The sequence below is a fragment of the Rufibacter latericius genome, from assembly GCF_003721515.1.
In the GTDB taxonomy this organism is placed as follows: Bacteria; Bacteroidota; Bacteroidia; order Cytophagales; family Hymenobacteraceae; genus Nibribacter; species Nibribacter latericius.
On record NZ_RJJD01000023.1, the window covers coordinates 372,248 to 386,862 of the forward strand.

Annotated in this window: 28 protein-coding genes; 22 read left to right on the forward strand and 6 right to left on the reverse strand. The window is 48.1% G+C overall.

What is annotated here, in order from left to right; translation table 11 throughout:
* Window positions 1-85 precede the first annotated feature (85 nt).
* The 22 genes from EFB08_RS23165 (at window position 86) to EFB08_RS24065 (ending at window position 11,085) form a co-directional block, all read left to right on the forward strand.
* Window positions 86-310, forward strand: a complete 225-nt coding sequence (locus EFB08_RS23165) for a hypothetical protein (RefSeq protein WP_123129359.1) — start codon at window positions 86-88, stop codon at window positions 308-310.
* A gap of 1 nt (window position 311) precedes the next feature.
* Window positions 312-758, forward strand: coding sequence for a hypothetical protein (locus EFB08_RS23170; RefSeq protein WP_123129360.1), 447 nt, complete (start codon window positions 312-314; stop codon window positions 756-758).
* A 27-nt stretch (window positions 759-785) separates the two neighbouring features.
* The gene (locus EFB08_RS23175; RefSeq protein WP_123129361.1) at window positions 786-1,262 is read left to right on the forward strand and encodes a hypothetical protein; all 477 of its coding nucleotides are present in this window, start codon (window positions 786-788) and stop codon (window positions 1,260-1,262) included.
* Between the two features lie 18 nt (window positions 1,263-1,280).
* Window positions 1,281-1,499 (forward strand): hypothetical protein, encoded by a 219-nt coding sequence (locus EFB08_RS23180; protein ID WP_123129362.1) that lies wholly within the window; start codon window positions 1,281-1,283, stop codon window positions 1,497-1,499.
* Entirely contained in the window at window positions 1,489-2,148 is a 660-nt protein-coding gene (locus EFB08_RS23185; protein WP_123129363.1) for a hypothetical protein, read from the forward strand. The genes EFB08_RS23180 and EFB08_RS23185 overlap by 11 nt, the downstream gene beginning before the upstream one ends.
* 235 nt (window positions 2,149-2,383) lie before the next feature.
* Window positions 2,384-2,839: a hypothetical protein gene (locus EFB08_RS23190; RefSeq protein ID WP_123129364.1), complete on the forward strand. Its 456-nt coding sequence runs from the start codon at window positions 2,384-2,386 to the stop codon at window positions 2,837-2,839.
* A 3-nt stretch (window positions 2,840-2,842) separates the two neighbouring features.
* Complete coding sequence (locus EFB08_RS23195; protein ID WP_123129365.1) at window positions 2,843-3,064, forward strand: hypothetical protein; 222 nt, start codon at window positions 2,843-2,845, stop codon at window positions 3,062-3,064.
* Window positions 3,048-3,191, forward strand: a complete 144-nt coding sequence (locus EFB08_RS23665; protein ID WP_165865008.1) for a hypothetical protein — start codon at window positions 3,048-3,050, stop codon at window positions 3,189-3,191. The genes EFB08_RS23195 and EFB08_RS23665 overlap by 17 nt, the downstream gene beginning before the upstream one ends.
* A 210-nt stretch (window positions 3,192-3,401) precedes the next feature.
* Complete coding sequence (locus EFB08_RS23200) at window positions 3,402-4,670, forward strand: S49 family peptidase (protein ID WP_123129366.1); 1,269 nt, start codon at window positions 3,402-3,404, stop codon at window positions 4,668-4,670.
* Window positions 4,671-4,686: 16 nt separating this feature from the next.
* A complete protein-coding gene (locus EFB08_RS23205) occupies window positions 4,687-5,052 on the forward strand; it encodes a hypothetical protein (RefSeq protein ID WP_123129367.1) in 366 nt (121 codons plus the stop codon).
* A 5-nt stretch (window positions 5,053-5,057) separates the two neighbouring features.
* The gene (locus tag EFB08_RS23210) at window positions 5,058-5,582 is read left to right on the forward strand and encodes a hypothetical protein (RefSeq protein ID WP_125077842.1); all 525 of its coding nucleotides are present in this window, start codon (window positions 5,058-5,060) and stop codon (window positions 5,580-5,582) included.
* Window positions 5,583-5,704: 122 nt separating this feature from the next.
* Entirely contained in the window at window positions 5,705-5,977 is a 273-nt protein-coding gene (locus tag EFB08_RS23215) for a hypothetical protein (RefSeq protein WP_123129369.1), read from the forward strand.
* A gap of 95 nt (window positions 5,978-6,072) precedes the next feature.
* Window positions 6,073-6,396 (forward strand): hypothetical protein, encoded by a 324-nt coding sequence (locus EFB08_RS23395; RefSeq protein WP_125077843.1) that lies wholly within the window; start codon window positions 6,073-6,075, stop codon window positions 6,394-6,396.
* A 73-nt stretch (window positions 6,397-6,469) separates the two neighbouring features.
* Entirely contained in the window at window positions 6,470-6,595 is a 126-nt protein-coding gene (locus tag EFB08_RS23935; RefSeq protein ID WP_262707496.1) for a hypothetical protein, read from the forward strand.
* Window positions 6,596-6,886: 291 nt separating this feature from the next.
* Window positions 6,887-7,090, forward strand: a complete 204-nt coding sequence (locus EFB08_RS23225; RefSeq protein ID WP_123129371.1) for a hypothetical protein — start codon at window positions 6,887-6,889, stop codon at window positions 7,088-7,090.
* Between the two features lie 182 nt (window positions 7,091-7,272).
* Window positions 7,273-7,692 (forward strand): hypothetical protein, encoded by a 420-nt coding sequence (locus EFB08_RS23230; protein WP_125077844.1) that lies wholly within the window; start codon window positions 7,273-7,275, stop codon window positions 7,690-7,692.
* A 62-nt stretch (window positions 7,693-7,754) separates the two neighbouring features.
* Complete coding sequence (locus tag EFB08_RS23235; protein WP_125077845.1) at window positions 7,755-7,997, forward strand: hypothetical protein; 243 nt, start codon at window positions 7,755-7,757, stop codon at window positions 7,995-7,997.
* 21 nt (window positions 7,998-8,018) lie between these two features.
* Window positions 8,019-8,141, forward strand: a complete 123-nt coding sequence (locus EFB08_RS23940; protein ID WP_262707497.1) for a hypothetical protein — start codon at window positions 8,019-8,021, stop codon at window positions 8,139-8,141.
* A gap of 151 nt (window positions 8,142-8,292) precedes the next feature.
* Window positions 8,293-8,946 (forward strand): hypothetical protein, encoded by a 654-nt coding sequence (locus EFB08_RS23240; RefSeq protein ID WP_123129374.1) that lies wholly within the window; start codon window positions 8,293-8,295, stop codon window positions 8,944-8,946.
* A 678-nt stretch (window positions 8,947-9,624) separates the two neighbouring features.
* Window positions 9,625-10,104 (forward strand): phage integrase SAM-like domain-containing protein, encoded by a 480-nt coding sequence (locus EFB08_RS23245; RefSeq protein ID WP_123129375.1) that lies wholly within the window; start codon window positions 9,625-9,627, stop codon window positions 10,102-10,104.
* A 47-nt stretch (window positions 10,105-10,151) separates the two neighbouring features.
* Window positions 10,152-10,373 (forward strand): site-specific integrase, encoded by a 222-nt coding sequence (locus tag EFB08_RS23670; protein ID WP_123129376.1) that lies wholly within the window; start codon window positions 10,152-10,154, stop codon window positions 10,371-10,373.
* Window positions 10,374-10,869: 496 nt separating this feature from the next.
* The gene (locus EFB08_RS24065; RefSeq protein ID WP_123129378.1) at window positions 10,870-11,085 is read left to right on the forward strand and encodes a helix-turn-helix transcriptional regulator; all 216 of its coding nucleotides are present in this window, start codon (window positions 10,870-10,872) and stop codon (window positions 11,083-11,085) included.
* Between the two features lie 226 nt (window positions 11,086-11,311).
* On the opposite strand, the gene EFB08_RS23265 is transcribed toward EFB08_RS24065, so the two are convergent.
* The 6 genes from EFB08_RS23265 to EFB08_RS23285 all read right to left on the reverse strand — a co-directional run bounded on the left by EFB08_RS23265 (window position 11,312) and on the right by EFB08_RS23285 (window position 14,516).
* Window positions 11,312-11,791 (reverse strand): hypothetical protein, encoded by a 480-nt coding sequence (locus EFB08_RS23265; RefSeq protein WP_123129379.1) that lies wholly within the window; start codon window positions 11,789-11,791, stop codon window positions 11,312-11,314.
* Between the two features lie 158 nt (window positions 11,792-11,949).
* Window positions 11,950-12,543 (reverse strand): Cthe_2314 family HEPN domain-containing protein, encoded by a 594-nt coding sequence (locus tag EFB08_RS23675; RefSeq protein WP_165865013.1) that lies wholly within the window; start codon window positions 12,541-12,543, stop codon window positions 11,950-11,952.
* A 15-nt stretch (window positions 12,544-12,558) separates the two neighbouring features.
* Window positions 12,559-12,714 carry a hypothetical protein gene (locus tag EFB08_RS23680; protein ID WP_165865009.1) on the reverse strand — a complete coding sequence of 52 codons (156 nt, stop codon included), beginning with the start codon at window positions 12,712-12,714 and terminating at the stop codon, window positions 12,559-12,561.
* 187 nt (window positions 12,715-12,901) lie between these two features.
* Window positions 12,902-13,420, reverse strand: a complete 519-nt coding sequence (locus EFB08_RS23275; RefSeq protein WP_123129381.1) for a hypothetical protein — start codon at window positions 13,418-13,420, stop codon at window positions 12,902-12,904.
* Between the two features lie 60 nt (window positions 13,421-13,480).
* Window positions 13,481-13,909, reverse strand: a complete 429-nt coding sequence (locus EFB08_RS23280) for a hypothetical protein (protein WP_125077846.1) — start codon at window positions 13,907-13,909, stop codon at window positions 13,481-13,483.
* A 166-nt stretch (window positions 13,910-14,075) separates the two neighbouring features.
* Window positions 14,076-14,516 carry a hypothetical protein gene (locus tag EFB08_RS23285; protein WP_123129383.1) on the reverse strand — a complete coding sequence of 147 codons (441 nt, stop codon included), beginning with the start codon at window positions 14,514-14,516 and terminating at the stop codon, window positions 14,076-14,078.
* Between the last annotated feature and the right edge of the window lie 99 nt (window positions 14,517-14,615).

Below are 14,615 nucleotides of genomic sequence, written 5' to 3' on the forward strand. Positions count from 1 at the left end.
TACATTTACTGGGGCGTGGCTCCGGCCAACTCTGTCATCAACGAGGCTTTAATACATTCCCTTCCCGGCCACAATCTCCGGGAACATGGGAGCCAGTCAGAAACTCTTCTATCTCTATTCCAAGGCCTTCGGCAACCTCTACCTCAAGACCGCCCTGGGTACCCGGGGCGCTTCCCTCATCCAGAATGGCGGGGTGAACGTGCGCACCCAGGAACAGATTGACGGTGCACTTGCAGACCTTGAGTATTCCAGCACAGCCTCTGAGCAGGCTGGCTTGGGACAAACCACTTACGAATTAAGCGCTTCATAATATGGCAATCCTTACAGAATCAGACTTAGCACCAAAAAGCGACCTCCCAGTTGCTAAGGCGCAGCACATCAAAGGGGCTCCGCAGAACAAGGCTTCCAAGGCAGAACTGGACGCAGTGCCTACTCATACGAGGGAGGCGGGACAGATCGGGAAGGTGACCGTAGACCCGGACCCCAACAAAAACGGCTCTTATACCATGAGCACCGCCTTGGCCTGGGTGAAGGACACCGTGCCCACCAGCACCACTGATAGCGGCTACCGTTGGCACGGGGTGCCCAACCTGAGTGTCGTGGACTCTGCCGGAGGCGGCACCGTGGCGGCTTCCTGCGGCTCGGTGGTGAAAGGGACCGCCATTACGGGAACGGCCCCAACCGATTCACCCATTGCCTGTTCCAACTGTGCACCCGGTAATTGGCGGGATGATCTAGTCGGCCTCCATATCATGTAGGACGGCCAGACAGGTGCCGTGACCGGGATGCAGGTAAAGATCCTGACCGGCACCGAGTACCCTAAAACGGATGCGAAACTACAGCCGAGCCTTCCTGCCGATTGGCTGCTGATCAGTTATCTCTCCATCTCTGACGGCACCAGTGATACCACCACCACCACCACCACCACGCCCACCGGCTCCTACGTGCCCACCTCCGACATCAGCGCCGCTGATTCCCTGACGGCTACCCGCAGCAAAAGCAAAGTGGTGAGTGAGCACACCCTGGGCAAGGAACTCGCCAGGAAGCTGAGCACCTTCGTCTTCAAGAACATGAACCCCTCCAGGGTGTTCTTCGCCGCCACAAAGATCACAGCCATCAAAAGCTCTATGGCGGGCCTTCAGTACAAGATCAACGACGGGGCTTGGGTCACACTCGTTTTGCCCTTGACGGCCGCGACCGCCATCAGCCTGAACCCCAATGACCGCATCACCAGGGCGACCTGGCCGTGGACACACCATTGAACTAATGCACGAGACAACATGAGATTAGAAATTGAAACTGGGATTTGGGCCGACGAGGCCCAGCCCCTCTCCGGGCAACCCGAAGCCGCCGCCCTCGTGCTGGCATGCGAGCTGGTGAAGGGGTACGAGCCGGTGAACAGACTAAACATGAAAGCCCGCGCCATCCAGGTGGGGGAATACATCGTCACCGGGAACATAGAAACCGATACCCTAACGATCTCAGAAGATGGCACATAACTTCATAAAAGGCATCAACACTTCCACCGGCGCGGCCCTGGCCAGCCATTACTTCGTCTCTGAGTCCGGCAGCGATGCCAACGCAGGCACCCCGGACCTTCCAAAGCGGACCATAGAGGGGGCAGTTGCTGCTATCGGGTCCTCCACCGGCCACACCATCGTGGTGAGTACCGGCACGTACACCCCCGCCTCCCTTGCCCTTCCCCCGGCGACGATAGTGGCGGCGGACGGGTTCATGGTGCTCCAAGGAACAGGCACCCTGCCCCTTTTCGATGCGAACTCGGCCGCTAATCGGACCTTCAAGGTTTTCATCATCTCCAACGACGCCTACCTTTCCAACAACGCGGCTAACCTGTCCCGTACGGTCACCTTTGACGGTTGCCTGGTGTTCGACTCTGACATTCGGCACACCTTCGTCTACGGGTTTGTCCTGTTCAACAGCACCTTCATGGGCTGCACGATTGAGTTCGCCCGGAATTCTTATGCAAGGAGCAACAACGCTGTCGGCTGCCGCTTCATAGCCTCCACGCTCAACACTAAGTCCTATGCCAAGAACTGCGTCACCGACGGCGACAGCAAGTTCTACAACGTCTCCAAATTCCACGGCGGCACGGCCAACAACTCCTATGAGCAGACCGACTACAACTGAATGCAGGGCAAGTTCTACCTGGACGGGGGTGTAGCGCACCCTTGCAGAGCAGCAAGCGGGCAGCACCTTTATGGCCTTCAACGTGCACTCCTTTAACAAAGACCCGAGGTTCAGGAACGGGTGGCTTACGATTTCACCGTCTCCCCCGACAGTTCGTTGCTTGGCTCCGGCGAGAGCGGCGTCAACATCGGATCGGTGATGCTGGCTTAGGTCCTTCACTAAGCAGGACGAGGCCTTGGCCCAGGCAGTGATTAACCACCCGAACGTGCGCTTCTCGGCTGCCGGGGAACTGGAGATCATCAATCCCAACGCCACCTCCACCGGTACGGTGGGTTACGAGGAACTGGTGGTACCCTTTGAGTTCGACATCGTGCGCTACGTGGGACGCATAGAGCTGCTGGGCATCACCGACTTCATCTCCAACGTGCCCGACACCTCCCTTTCTCCCAGCAACCCCAACGCCCTGAGCTTCCTCATGCGCTGGGGCTTCGCCAGCGAGAACCTGGCGGCCAAACCCTGGGCCCGCTTCCGCTGGGGTCTGATCCCCACCGTGAACCGGGACGCCAACGGCAACGTGAGCAACTCCAACGGTGAGGCGGGTTTCAGCTTCACCGCCGAGCAGAAGGTGCAGGCCAAGAAAGGGGAAATCAAGATCGGGCTCTATGCCTCGGGCTATTTTGTGAGGGGGTAAGCTATGGTAGTAAAGAAACTGACCGGGCTCCGGGTGCTGCCCGACCCGGCAATCGTCACCACCAAGTTCGCGGGCTTCTCCATCTCCACCATCGAGAACCTGTTCATCTCGGTGCGGAGGGAGCAGGGGCAGCTGATCCCCTCCACCATCATCCTGATCGTGGGCGGTGAGATCGCCGGGGAGTACCTCCAACCCGCTCAACATCGCCGTGATCGCCCCCTCTGAGATGTCCATCCAGGTGAAGGCCGAGTACCACATCCCCAAGACGGTGAACCTCTCGCATCCGGGCGAGGGGGTGAACCGCACCGTTGAGGTGAATATGGTGGAGCAGTACGCATTTCAAATCAACTGACCCCATTCCCTTTCAAGGAAAGCCCCTGATCCCAGAGGCTTTTTTGTGTCCTTTCCGGAGGCAAACCCTCCCGCAACCTTTGTGACCTCTTATTGAAGTTTTCAAACAAAGGTTTTCCATGCGATTCAACAAAGTCTTATCTGCCGTACTCCGCGATGCCTGGGCCATTGAGCCGCATGCCGGCGAGTCCTACCTGCCCCAAGTCCTCAGATGATCGCACCTGGTGCCACGCAGCAAACAGAAGAAAAGCAGGAAGAGAAGCCCCGTGGCATCACGGTGTGCGTGGTGGGTATAGGAGCCGGTGCCGCTGCTTCAGCTGTCGCAGAGCGGATCATGATGTCAACCTTCACCAGCTATGACCAGGCGCCGGCCGGCTCCGTCGCCATCCACCGGGTGGAAGGCCCGATGATGACCGAGGACTACTGCGGCTCACCTGGCACCGCCACCCTGGGCAGTTGGATGCGGGAGGCAGATGACAGCGAGAACATCGTGGCCCACGTGATCGACTGGAATACTCCGGGCGGCACCGTGGCCGGCACCGAGCGCTTCGGCGGCATCATCGGCTCGCTGTCTAAACCGGTGGTCTCTTTCGCCCAGATGATGTGCTCCGCTGGGTACTGGGCCGGCTCCGAGGCAGACCTGATCATCGCGGCCGGCAAGACGGCCATGGTGGGCAGCATCGGCACCATGAACACCATCACCGACTACAGCGCCTACTACGAGAAGTTCGGCATCAAGTCCCACACCATCCGGGCCACTGACTCCAAAGACAAAAACGAAACTTACCTGCAGGCGCTGAAAGGCAACTACAAGCCCATGCAGGAGCAGCAGCTGGACCCGCTGAACGCGGCTTTCACCTCTTCTGTGAAAGCGAAACGCGAAGGGAAACTGGACCTGAAGGCCGAGAACGTGCTGACCGGCAAGGTCTACATCGGAGAGGCCATCGTGGAAGTGGGCTTAGCCGATGAGCTGGGCACCTTCGAGCACGCCGTGCAGCGTGCCGCCGAACTCTCCAGGCAGGAGACGGGCGAATCCGAAACCGCAAACCAATCTAATTCAAATACTCAAATGGGAATTTTCTCCAAAAAAACCGTTCCGGCGGCACTGGCTTTCGCTGCCGTGTCTGCCCTGGTGGGCAAGAAAGGCGATGACCTGACTGCGGAAATGGTAGAAGCCGCCAACGATGAGCTGGAGGCTGCCGGCATTGAGGGCGCTGCCCTGATCACCGTGGAGCAGCACGCTGCCTTCACCGCTTCCGTGCAAAACGAAGCAAAACTCACGGGGGAGCTGACCGCTGCCCAGGATCAGATCGCCACCCTGAAAGCCAAGAATGAGAAGCTGGGCAAGAAACCGGCTGCCTCTTCCACTTCCGTGACCAAAGAAGGCACTGAGCTGACTGAAGGAACCGATGAAAATGCCGCTGCCATGGCCGCTCTGGAGCATAACAAAGCTCTGGACAATAACCCGTTGTTCAACTAATTTTTTATAAAACACGATGAATATCGCTGATATCAAAACCGAGTTCGGGGCTTATTACCTGAATAACGGGCAGAACCTGAGCCGCTTGTTTAAGTTGCTCAACTACAAGTCGGCCACGGATTCTATCCTTACTCCGATCCTGACTGATGAAACCGTGTGGCGTGCCGCCCAGGCCACCATTGGTCGCGTCCTACAGCTGTTTCAGAAAGCCTGGACCCCATTGAACAGGCTTGAGTTCAAGCCTCCGGAGATTCAGATGTTCAAATTGAAAGTGGATAAGGAAGAATATCCGGATGACCTGGAGTCTTCTTGGTTTGGCTTTTTGACCGGAGAAGGCATAGACTGTAGGAGTGGCCTTTCATCAGTTGGTTCATCGAAGTGATGCTGTTGCCCCAAGCATTTGAAGATTATGAGCTGAACGAGGTGTACAAAGGCGTTTATGTTGCACTTGGTGCCGGTGTAGCAGGTGCCGCTGGTACCGCTATCAACGGGATCCGCAAAGCCATCAACGACAACGTGACCGCTGGCCGGATCACGCCAATTGTTACTGGTGCTCCAAGTGCCACCAACACCGTTTGGGTGGATCAGGTGGAGGATTTGGTGGACAAGATCAGCCTGCGCTACCAGCATATCCTGATGAACCTGGCCATGCAGCCTTCTCTAGTGAGCAGAATCCAGCGTGAGTACCGGGCCAAGTACGGGAAAGACACTGACTACAAAGGCAGTAACGGTTTCGTCTATTTCTCCATTGTTTCCATCGTTGGGCTTCCGTCCATGATCGGATCCAATAAGTTATGGGCTACCACGCAAGGCAACGGGATTCACCTGGGCAAACGCACCCAGAACAAGAATGCCATGGAGATCGAGAGCGTTGATCGGAAAGTGAAATTCCTCACTGACCATAGCGCCTGAGTTGGTGTTCACCAACAGCTAGGACTTGGTATAAGCCAAATTGATAATTAAAGTTTTGGGCCTGTTTTCTAAAAAACAGGCCCAAAACAATCTCTAAAAAGTAAGTTAAGGAGACCCATAAAGTGGCTACTACAGAAACTAAACCTACTCCGGAACAGGAGATCGCTCTTTTGAAAGAGCAGCTTCCGGCTAAAGACGCTACTATTGCGGAGAAAGAGCAGGCACTGGTTGTGAAGGACTCAATCATCGATGAGCAACTGCAGGCGTTGGATGACGCGGAGGCCAGCAAAGATGAGGTGCTTCCGGTTATCAATGTGGACGGTGTTCAGTACCAGTTAACCTCTGCCAAGTTCCAGCACCCTGAAAAGGATGCGGTGGTGACGGCTGTGAGTTAATGGAATATAAGGAGCTGCTGGCGCCCTGATCACCCTAGGCTCAGGCATCCTGGTGCCGATTGTTAAATAGTTTAGTCTGAAGGGAGAAATAAATAATGGCAGATTTACTGGATTTGCAGGAGCCAGACGGCACCGATAACACCTCAGGTATCAGAAGCGACCTTTACGTCACCCCTGAGTCTGAGTTCAAGGTACTGAAAGGCGCCAAAACCACCAACGGCCATACGGACGAGGTGGTGATTGATGGTTCCATGAGTTTGAGGCCGGCAAAGGCTTCACCAACGTGTACGCCACGCTGGACTCTTCTGAGTTCAACCGGGAGTCGGTGGGTGAGCGTGATGGCCGCGGGTTCAAAGGCACCATCACCTTCTTTCACCCAGACACCAGGAAAGAGGCCACTGTCTTCGCCAGACCGGTGAAGAACAAGAGCTGCATCATGATTGTGCCTTTGGCCGATGGTACCAAGCTTCAGTTGGGTACCCAAGGGTTGGGTTGGGTTGCGAGATCCTGCCGGCTTTCGGCTCAGGCAAGCTTTCCGGTGGCCGTAGAGGCTGGACTTTCACCGCCGAATACTATACAAACTCCCTGTTCTTCTACGAGGGAGCCATCGTGGAGTAGAAGGCTGAGTTAGTTCCTGAAGGCTAAGAATAAAAAAGCGATGTATGGCCTAAATGGCGTAATTTCGCTGTAAGACGAGTAAAAGTTTACTTGTTTTGTTTCCAAATTAAAGCTCCTTTCCATGGCATGGGCTTTTTTTGCGTCCTTTCCGGCGGCAACTGCTGGCCGCACCTTTGCCCCATGGAAAGTGGGGACATCAAATAATGGCTCGAGAGCAAGGGCACCTATCAGGACGGCGTGAAAGAGTTCGGCCTCCGGATCCGCGAGCAGAACAAGCCCACCATGTAGGCCTTGGAAGCCGCCTTCGGGCAGGGTTTCACCGATAAACTCACGGACTGCATCAACTCCGGGAAGACCAGCACCGTGAAGGCGCTGCGCATGGTGAGTGCCGAGATGACCAAAACGAACCTCCCTGCCGACAAACTGAAGACGATGATCGCTGACGTGTTTGGTAAGCTTGTGGTGATGCCGGTATTGAGTACCTCAAAAGCCTAAAAGAACTGTGCGGGGAGTTGGATTCCATGATCGATAAAACCGGCTCCCTCACGTCTCTCCAATTGGAGTAGCTGGAGGATAACAAAGACCTGGCTGCCGCCGAGGCAGCGCTAGGAAAAACCTTCGCCGGTACCGGGGCTGCCTTGGATGTGGTGTGGGCCAACATCAAGACGGTCGGCCTAGTGGTACTAACCTCTATCATTGATTACGTAAAGCGGACCCGCAACGAGATCCTGGGTTCCTGGGAGGCAATCAAGACGTTTGGCAGCGGGATAGGGGATGTTTTCGGGAAACTGCTGGAGGGTGATCTGAAAGGTGTGGCCGAGGAGTTCGGGAAAACAGGCAAGAAAAGCGCCACTGCTTTATGGGAGGGGTACACCCGGAATGACCGGCAGCCGAAGGCCGATGCCGATAAACTCAAGAAGCAGGAAGCTGATAAGGCTGAAGCCGATGCCATGGCCGAGGCTTTCAGGATCTCTGAGGCCACCCGCGCCGAGAAGGAGAAAGCCGCCAAGAAAGCTGCCGCCGATGCTAAAAAGGCCGCGGAGAAAGCAACCGAGGAAGCCCAGAAGCTCCGGAAAAAGAACGTCAGGAGTACTTGAAAGCCCGTGAGGAGCATATCAAGTCCTTGAAAGAAGCTTAGCTGAAACTGACCAAACTCAAGGTGACCATCATGAGGGGCGGCATAGACAAGGTGATTGCCCAGCTTCGCCTGCAGCACCAGCAGGAGCAGAAGGGAATTGATAAACTCAAGCAGGAGTTCTTAGCCAATGCCGACTCTACTGAGGAGGAAAAGCAGGCGCATGTGGATAACTTGGCCGAGAAGAAGAAATTGCCTGATGAGAAATTACGCTTAGCTGAAATGGCAGCCAAGGTGGCGGCGCGTGATGAGGAGGCTTTGAAATAAAAGCTGATCTAGGCCAAGTTCATGGAAGACCAGCTCTCCCTAGATGAGCAGGCCATGTGGGCCGCCGAGTTCCAGCTGATCCGGAACGATTCCATGCTGGCGCTGCACCAGGTAATGCTGACCAAAAACTCAATGACCTGTTGATGGCTGGTCAGGGAGAGACGGAAGCTGACAAGAAAATCCGGGATGAGCAGGTAAAGCTGGAGAAAACGAAAAGCTAAAGAACCTGAACAAACTTCGGATAGAGAATGAGAGCATGATGCAGTAGAATCGTGTCCAGATCGGCCGGGAGGCAGTGGATGGGATCCTTGGTTTGCTGAAAGAAGAAACTGAGGCCTATAAGCTCTTTAAGGAAATCCAGCGCATGATCACCGTGGTGAAGATCCGGATGAACCTGGAGCGGGAACTTGCCGCCAATGCCCTGGCTGCTGCGGCCAACCCATTGAATGCCGTGACAGCCGGTGCCGCTGGTGCCGCCCAGCCGAAACTTTACAATGCATTGTCTTACGTGAGAGCCGGGGTTTCCTTGGCAAAGGTTCTGAAGTTTGAGGGAGGTGAATCCACCGGTGGTTCTGGTAAATCCGCCCGGGTGAAGATGGAAGAGGTGAACGGCATGTGGCAGATGGCTTCTGGTCAGACTGGAGGAAGACTGGGAACCTTTGCTGATGGTGGCTGGGTGAATGATGCGCAGTTTGGCCTTATCGGAGAGCGGGGCGCTAAATTTGTGATACCTAACTGGATGATCACTTCACCTAAGTATGCCAATACCGTGGGAAGGCTGGAATCAGAGCGGGTTAAGGGAGCAAAAGCTTTTGCAGTGGGAGGTGGAATAGCGCATTTGACTTTGCCAGAACCTGTGCAGGTTGAAACAGTGGAACTGCTCCGCCAATTGAATTCTCAGTTTTCGGTTTTGAATCAGCAGGTAATTACCTGGCCAACCCGCCTTTAGGTGCATGCCAATGTGGGAGACATCCAGGATCAGATGGTTCTGCTCAATGATCTTGTGGAGCAATCCGGGGCCTAAATTCTAAATAGAGCTGTACCTTTTTTTTGTACCCCATAAAAAAAAACCTCAAAAACACCGTTTTGAGGGGTTCAAGTGGCCGCGCCAGGGCTATTATTACTTTACTTACCTTCAATTACTTTAACTCAAACAGTTTTAGGAAGGGTTCTTTCCCATAAAATTCACGAAGTAGTTTAAAGGAAACCAAAATGATTAAAGGATTTTAGTCACCTTTTGGTCACCTATTGTTCTTTTCAGAATGCCGCTTGAAGAAAGGTGCGAAAACATGCCCGCACTTGTAAACACGCAATCTAACTTTGTAGAAATATTTTATAGAACATTGTAATGCACAGAGTAAAAGTATCTTTTTATTTAAAAGAATCCAAGGATAAAAAGGCGGTGAAGCCATCCCAAATTTGGATAAACGTCAACACAAGCCCTAGAACACGAAAGTCCGCAAGCCTTTCTATTGCCCCAGCAAATTGGGATTTTAAAACAGGTTTGCCATAGAAGAGTTACGCGGAATACACAAAGCTAAAGGGCATATTAAGCGAAAAGGAATCTTCGGTAATATCCTATTATGATGCCTGTGCCACCAAGGGAGAAGACCCGACTCCAGAGGGCGTGGTAAGCGTGATTAGGAAAAAGCCAACCAACGCCACCGTTGAAAGGGCCCCTGATTTCCACTATAGGTTCAAAGAGTTTATGGACTATAAAAAACAGGCAGTAGAGTATGCCACTTTCCAGAAGTTCAACACCCTTCACAATTACCTTATTGAGTTTGAGAAGAAGACAGGGTATAAGGTAGATTTTGGAAGCATAAATGACGTTTTTGAGTACAAATTCATTGATTACCTTTCCAAGGTGAAGGGTAATTTTAATGATACCATTGCCAAGAACTTCACCACCCTCAAGACATTCATGAATTGGGCACCAAGGTACAGGTACCACAATAACCAAGAATTTGGGTATCTATCCATTCCAAATAATGTCTCTGTTCCCTTGGCCCTCACCCTTCCCGAACTCAAGAAATTATTGAGTCTTGAATTAAGTAACAATCCAAGGTTAAAGAAAATCAGGGATAGGTTTGTTTCCAATGCCTAACGGGCCAAAGGGTTTCCGATTTAAATAAAATCACGTGGAACGACCTATTGATAGACAAGTACGGAAATGAAGTATGGCACCTTTACCAAGTAAAGGGAAGGAACCCAGAGCCAGTGGACGTTCCCCTAATGAAAGAGGCGCTGGTAATAATGAGAAGGCAGAAAAGGAAATCAAACTCACCTTTGGTTTTTGACAGGATAAGTGATGTGAAGTACAACAAATACATCAAAGAAGTCTGCCAGTTGGCTGGTTTCAATGATTTGTGGTAAGGAAGAAATACAGTGGAAAGGAATTGGTAGACGTTTCTGGCCTCAAGTGGGGATTGGTTACAAGCCACACTGCACGAAGGACATTTGTGACCATCTCTTATGAGTTAGGTATGCCGCCCCAGGCAATAATGAAAATCACCGGCCATAGAAGCATGGCTGTGTTCCTTAAATACTTGGGAATTTCAAAGAACTTCGTAAAAGAGCAATTTGACAATGCATGGAAGGCGGCTATCTGCTGAAAAGCGCACTTAAAAGTAGCCTTAAAATAGCAGGAAAAAATAATTTAAAAAAAGTCGAAATAACCTTCTTTCACTTGTAAACAGAGGTTTTACCTTTGCACAATAAATCAAAAGAATGGAAATAATTACAACATTAATCTTTTGTTTATTAACCTTTATATAAGCTAATAAATTAATTAAAAATGAAAACAAATGTGCAGTTGGGTAGTCAACTAGGTCAAATTTTGACACAAGAATTAAATGAGGGATTTGAGTAAATGATTTATTCTTGCTTTTCTAAAGTCATTGCAAAATTAAGTGCAGATGAGGAGATTTTAAAGCCAGAGGAAGTTTGTGAAATGCTTTCAATTTCAATGCCTAAATTAAACAACTTAGTAAAGTGTGGAAATTTCAACAGTTACGATTTTAAGGATGCTCGTGGCGTTTACTACAAGCGCAGTGAAATAATGCAAGCACTCAGAAAAAGAGAATAAAATAATTTTAAAACCTTCTATCACCCCTTTGCTTTTAACTAGGCAAAGGGGTTTTTATTGAATTGCATAGGTTGGATAAGAGTAAAGCTTAGCAAACTAAACAGGCATAAAATTATTTAAAAATAAAACGCCCTTCCATTTTGCCATTTAAAATGAGCGTATGGGAGGGCGAACTTGTTTGTTAAATTATTTAACGACCTAGGTTATCAATGTATCCAATCAGTTCTTACCGTTTGATAATCACATTCTTCCAACTAACCTCTTCACCCACTTTGAAATAAATCCGGTAAGGTCCTGCTGGTAAACCAGACATGTCCAACTGAAAAGGTGAACTACCCTGCACCTCGGAGTCTTTGGTAACCTCCATAGCGACTTTTCCCGGAGTTTCAGAAGAAGCAACATAATAAGGTGAGTTACTTAGGGCAGTGGAAAGTATAGCATGGGTGAGCCAAATTGAAATCCTAGTGGGCTTGGTGGCTTGCATGTACACAAAGATGTATTGGGCAAGAGGGTTTGGGAAGACACTTATGTTGATACTTGCGTCTGCAAAGTTCTTTTCGTTTGGAGTTCCCACATCTCCAATCATGTTTCCCGATGCATCAATGAGCCTGAATCCGGTTATCAACTCACTAGGTTCTGCGTCTTTGTCTTTCTTACAGGATAAAAAGGTGACACAAAAAAGCAGGAGCAGTAGGCATTTTCTCATAGCTGGAAATAAAGTGAGTTTAAATTTAAATTATTTTATTAAACTAGTGGTTGTTAAACCATTTTATCCTTTACTCAATACAGCTACATAAAAAGGAGCGCGTGGAAGGACGTTGTTTTAAATGAATGCCTTTAGCGAAAAATCCGTAGAAGATTTAACTAACCTTTTGTAGCTACACTAAATTCAACTTTTAAATTATTTATGTAGCTGTAGAGAGACTGCAAAGAATCATATGTGTTTTTTATAAAAATACTTGCTTTTGTGTATTCACCGGAATGGAATCCATACTTTTTATTCCCACTTTCGTCTTTGTAAACTTGTATCCTATGATTCGGAAAGTTGTCAGGATAGGAATGAGTAATATTGTTTCGGTAGTTTGAAGCGATTCGTGTTTCAGTTTGAAAATTAGTAAGGATTTCGATTAAATTTGTATTTTTCTTAATCTTGTCATGCTGAAGAATAGCGTTAAAAGAAACTTCTTTGATTTTTTTATTACCATCCCTCTTTTCTTTTAATTCTAAGCTGTAAAACACATTAAGTATTTGGAGTATAACATCTTTTATTGAAAAGAAAAGACTGTAGAACGATTCAATATAGAAGTTAAATTGAATAAAGTTGACCCATTGGTTATTTAAAATTTCACCAATATTATCTGGTATGCCTTTATTATGATGGGTTATAAGATTGACAAATGCATTGTTTAAATTAAAAAGTTTATTTCCTAAGCATACATCCCAATAATGTAAATTAATATTTGTTACTTTTAATTAAAAGTTATTATATTCTTCTAGGTGAATCAACAGGTTTCCAGAAATAGCTTCATTAGGGAAACCAAACCTTTGAATTTTAGGATAGTTTTTGTTGGCTTCTATTTTCTCTTCTTTTGAAGGATATTTAAAATCAGAAGCTTTTAACTTTGTCATATTTGAGAGAAGGACTTTGTAATATTAAAACTAAATCAAACCTGTAATTTTCTGTGGTCGTAAAAAGATATAATGTAAAGTTTCTCTTTAATGGAACATGTGGAGGGGCGTACTTGCTTGTTAAATATTTAACGAGAGGCCGTCGGCCGATGCTGGCGTTTATACAGTGTTGTACCATGTGTTTCTTTTAGCTTATCCAAGAAGTTTCATGAAACGATTCTACATTGTTTGATTCATCAAAAAAGAATAGATAAATCACTCCTGACGCTCCTTCATCTCCAAGCCTGCTGTAAGTCACATGGAGTAGAATGTTATTATTACCAAATTTGGAAATAATTGTGTTTGGGTGGCGGGACTTAGGCAAACAATTCAATTTGGAACTAGGCTTAGCAGGCTTGTCTTCAAAAGATTTGAAAATTTCACCAATCTTGTCTTTGTCTTGGCTCCACAGGTCTTCAAGCTTTACGTTTAGCTTCTTTGCTGTATATATGTTAGCAATTGGGCCATTAAAGCCCCATCCGTCTAAAATTCGATTTTCGGACTTAAATTCAAAGCTTTTAAGGTTATCATTTTGCATTAGGTGCCGTATTGCCGCTCTAACCTGTAAACAAATTATTTCTTCGCTAAGTTTTTTGCCTGCGATTTTTTGTCCAAAGTTTAATAAGGGGGTTAGGAGCAGAAGCAAAATGATAAGAAGCTTTTTCATATTTAACATTTGGTACAACGTGCTGGGCTATGCGGTGGCCTAGCTGCCGTATAGGTGTGGTTAGGCTAAATTATTCTCTTGATTATTGGGAATGTAATTGCTCCGAATCAACTCTTCTCTCAGCTTTTTGATACATTTATGGATTGGGATCCGATTCTTTGCATCTTTTATCCAGTTAGGTAGTCTGCTTGCCATGCTTTGGTTGATATTTGGGATTCTCTCTCTTAAAGAAGATTCCACATAAGATTCCAAGAAGTTCAAATGGTCAATATTCACCGCCCACAACAAATGCCCACAGCATTCTACTTCTAAAAACAACTTCAAGTCACCTTCTAATAATATTCTACTGAATGCTTTATTGAATCCACATTTCAAGCAAGCTATTCTATTTTTGACTAAATCGACTGGACAAGAGCAGCTAGGACAATAGACTATTCTTTTGTTTAAGAAATCATAGTAACTCTCCCCAGTATCGTCAAATCTTTTCATTTTATAAATTTAGCCCAACGTACTAGCATATAATTTGTGGTGGTTTTTACAGCATACTCATATCCACTCAAAACTGCCTTGGTTAAGAGGTGAAAAATCAAACTCGACATTTCACTCGCCATAGATTATATGCGTTGTTGGCACACGTTTTTATTTATTAAATGAACTAAAAGAATAGCAATGCTAATATTGTAAATATAGGGATCAGTCCCTGAGCAAAGCTGAAAAGATAATCTTCCCACATAACTTTTCTATTTTTGGGATACTTTGTCCAGTACCCGTTTAAAGGCTTTCCGTCAATTGAACTTGTGCTTGAGGTTATATATGGTTCGGTTCCTTTCCAAGCTATGAAAAGCATTCTTAATAAATAGTAGTAACCGAGGTATATAATAGATATTGACATAATTATGATTGCCGTTCCTCTTTCTAGGTTAAAAGCGTTTGTCAATTCTAATACAACACCTAGCGTAAAGGAAATGGCTGAGGCAATCAAGCACCTCTTGAAGAATAGAGGATTCCCCAACTCGCTTTGCAGGGAGAAGGAAATGGCTCCAACTATAAATGAATAGGCAAATGCGCTGTATATAAGTAAATCAACTGCGTTCATTTTCTAAATGTTTGCCAACGTACTTGGCTTTGCAGCGGCCAGGAGACTTACTTGTTGATCCTGCCTGCCTAGAAGGACAAGTTTAGGTAGGTACTGCAT

What these genes read in the sequence shown, in the direction of transcription:
- EFB08_RS23200 (WP_123129366.1), top strand. Translation starts at nt 3,402, where the DNA reads ATGATCGCACCTGGTGCCACGCAGCAAACAGAAGAAAAGCAGGAAGAG.
- EFB08_RS24065 (WP_123129378.1), top strand. Translation starts at nt 10,870, where the DNA reads ATGATTTATTCTTGCTTTTCTAAAGTCATTGCAAAATTAAGTGCAGAT.
- EFB08_RS23275 (WP_123129381.1), bottom strand. Translation starts at nt 13,420, where the DNA reads ATGAAAAAGCTTCTTATCATTTTGCTTCTGCTCCTAACCCCCTTATTA.
- EFB08_RS23680 (WP_165865009.1), bottom strand. Translation starts at nt 12,714, where the DNA reads ATGACAAAGTTAAAAGCTTCTGATTTTAAATATCCTTCAAAAGAAGAG.
- EFB08_RS23940 (WP_262707497.1), top strand. Translation starts at nt 8,019, where the DNA reads ATGGAAGACCAGCTCTCCCTAGATGAGCAGGCCATGTGGGCCGCCGAG.
- EFB08_RS23165 (WP_123129359.1), top strand. Translation starts at nt 86, where the DNA reads ATGGGAGCCAGTCAGAAACTCTTCTATCTCTATTCCAAGGCCTTCGGC.
- EFB08_RS23180 (WP_123129362.1), top strand. Translation starts at nt 1,281, where the DNA reads ATGAGATTAGAAATTGAAACTGGGATTTGGGCCGACGAGGCCCAGCCC.
- EFB08_RS23185 (WP_123129363.1), top strand. Translation starts at nt 1,489, where the DNA reads ATGGCACATAACTTCATAAAAGGCATCAACACTTCCACCGGCGCGGCC.
- EFB08_RS23205 (WP_123129367.1), top strand. Translation starts at nt 4,687, where the DNA reads ATGAATATCGCTGATATCAAAACCGAGTTCGGGGCTTATTACCTGAAT.
- EFB08_RS23265 (WP_123129379.1), bottom strand. Translation starts at nt 11,791, where the DNA reads ATGAGAAAATGCCTACTGCTCCTGCTTTTTTGTGTCACCTTTTTATCC.
- EFB08_RS23170 (WP_123129360.1), top strand. Translation starts at nt 312, where the DNA reads ATGGCAATCCTTACAGAATCAGACTTAGCACCAAAAAGCGACCTCCCA.
- EFB08_RS23175 (WP_123129361.1), top strand. Translation starts at nt 786, where the DNA reads ATGCAGGTAAAGATCCTGACCGGCACCGAGTACCCTAAAACGGATGCG.
- EFB08_RS23285 (WP_123129383.1), bottom strand. Translation starts at nt 14,516, where the DNA reads ATGAACGCAGTTGATTTACTTATATACAGCGCATTTGCCTATTCATTT.
- EFB08_RS23280 (WP_125077846.1), bottom strand. Translation starts at nt 13,909, where the DNA reads ATGAAAAGATTTGACGATACTGGGGAGAGTTACTATGATTTCTTAAAC.
- EFB08_RS23395 (WP_125077843.1), top strand. Translation starts at nt 6,073, where the DNA reads ATGGCAGATTTACTGGATTTGCAGGAGCCAGACGGCACCGATAACACC.
- EFB08_RS23195 (WP_123129365.1), top strand. Translation starts at nt 2,843, where the DNA reads ATGGTAGTAAAGAAACTGACCGGGCTCCGGGTGCTGCCCGACCCGGCA.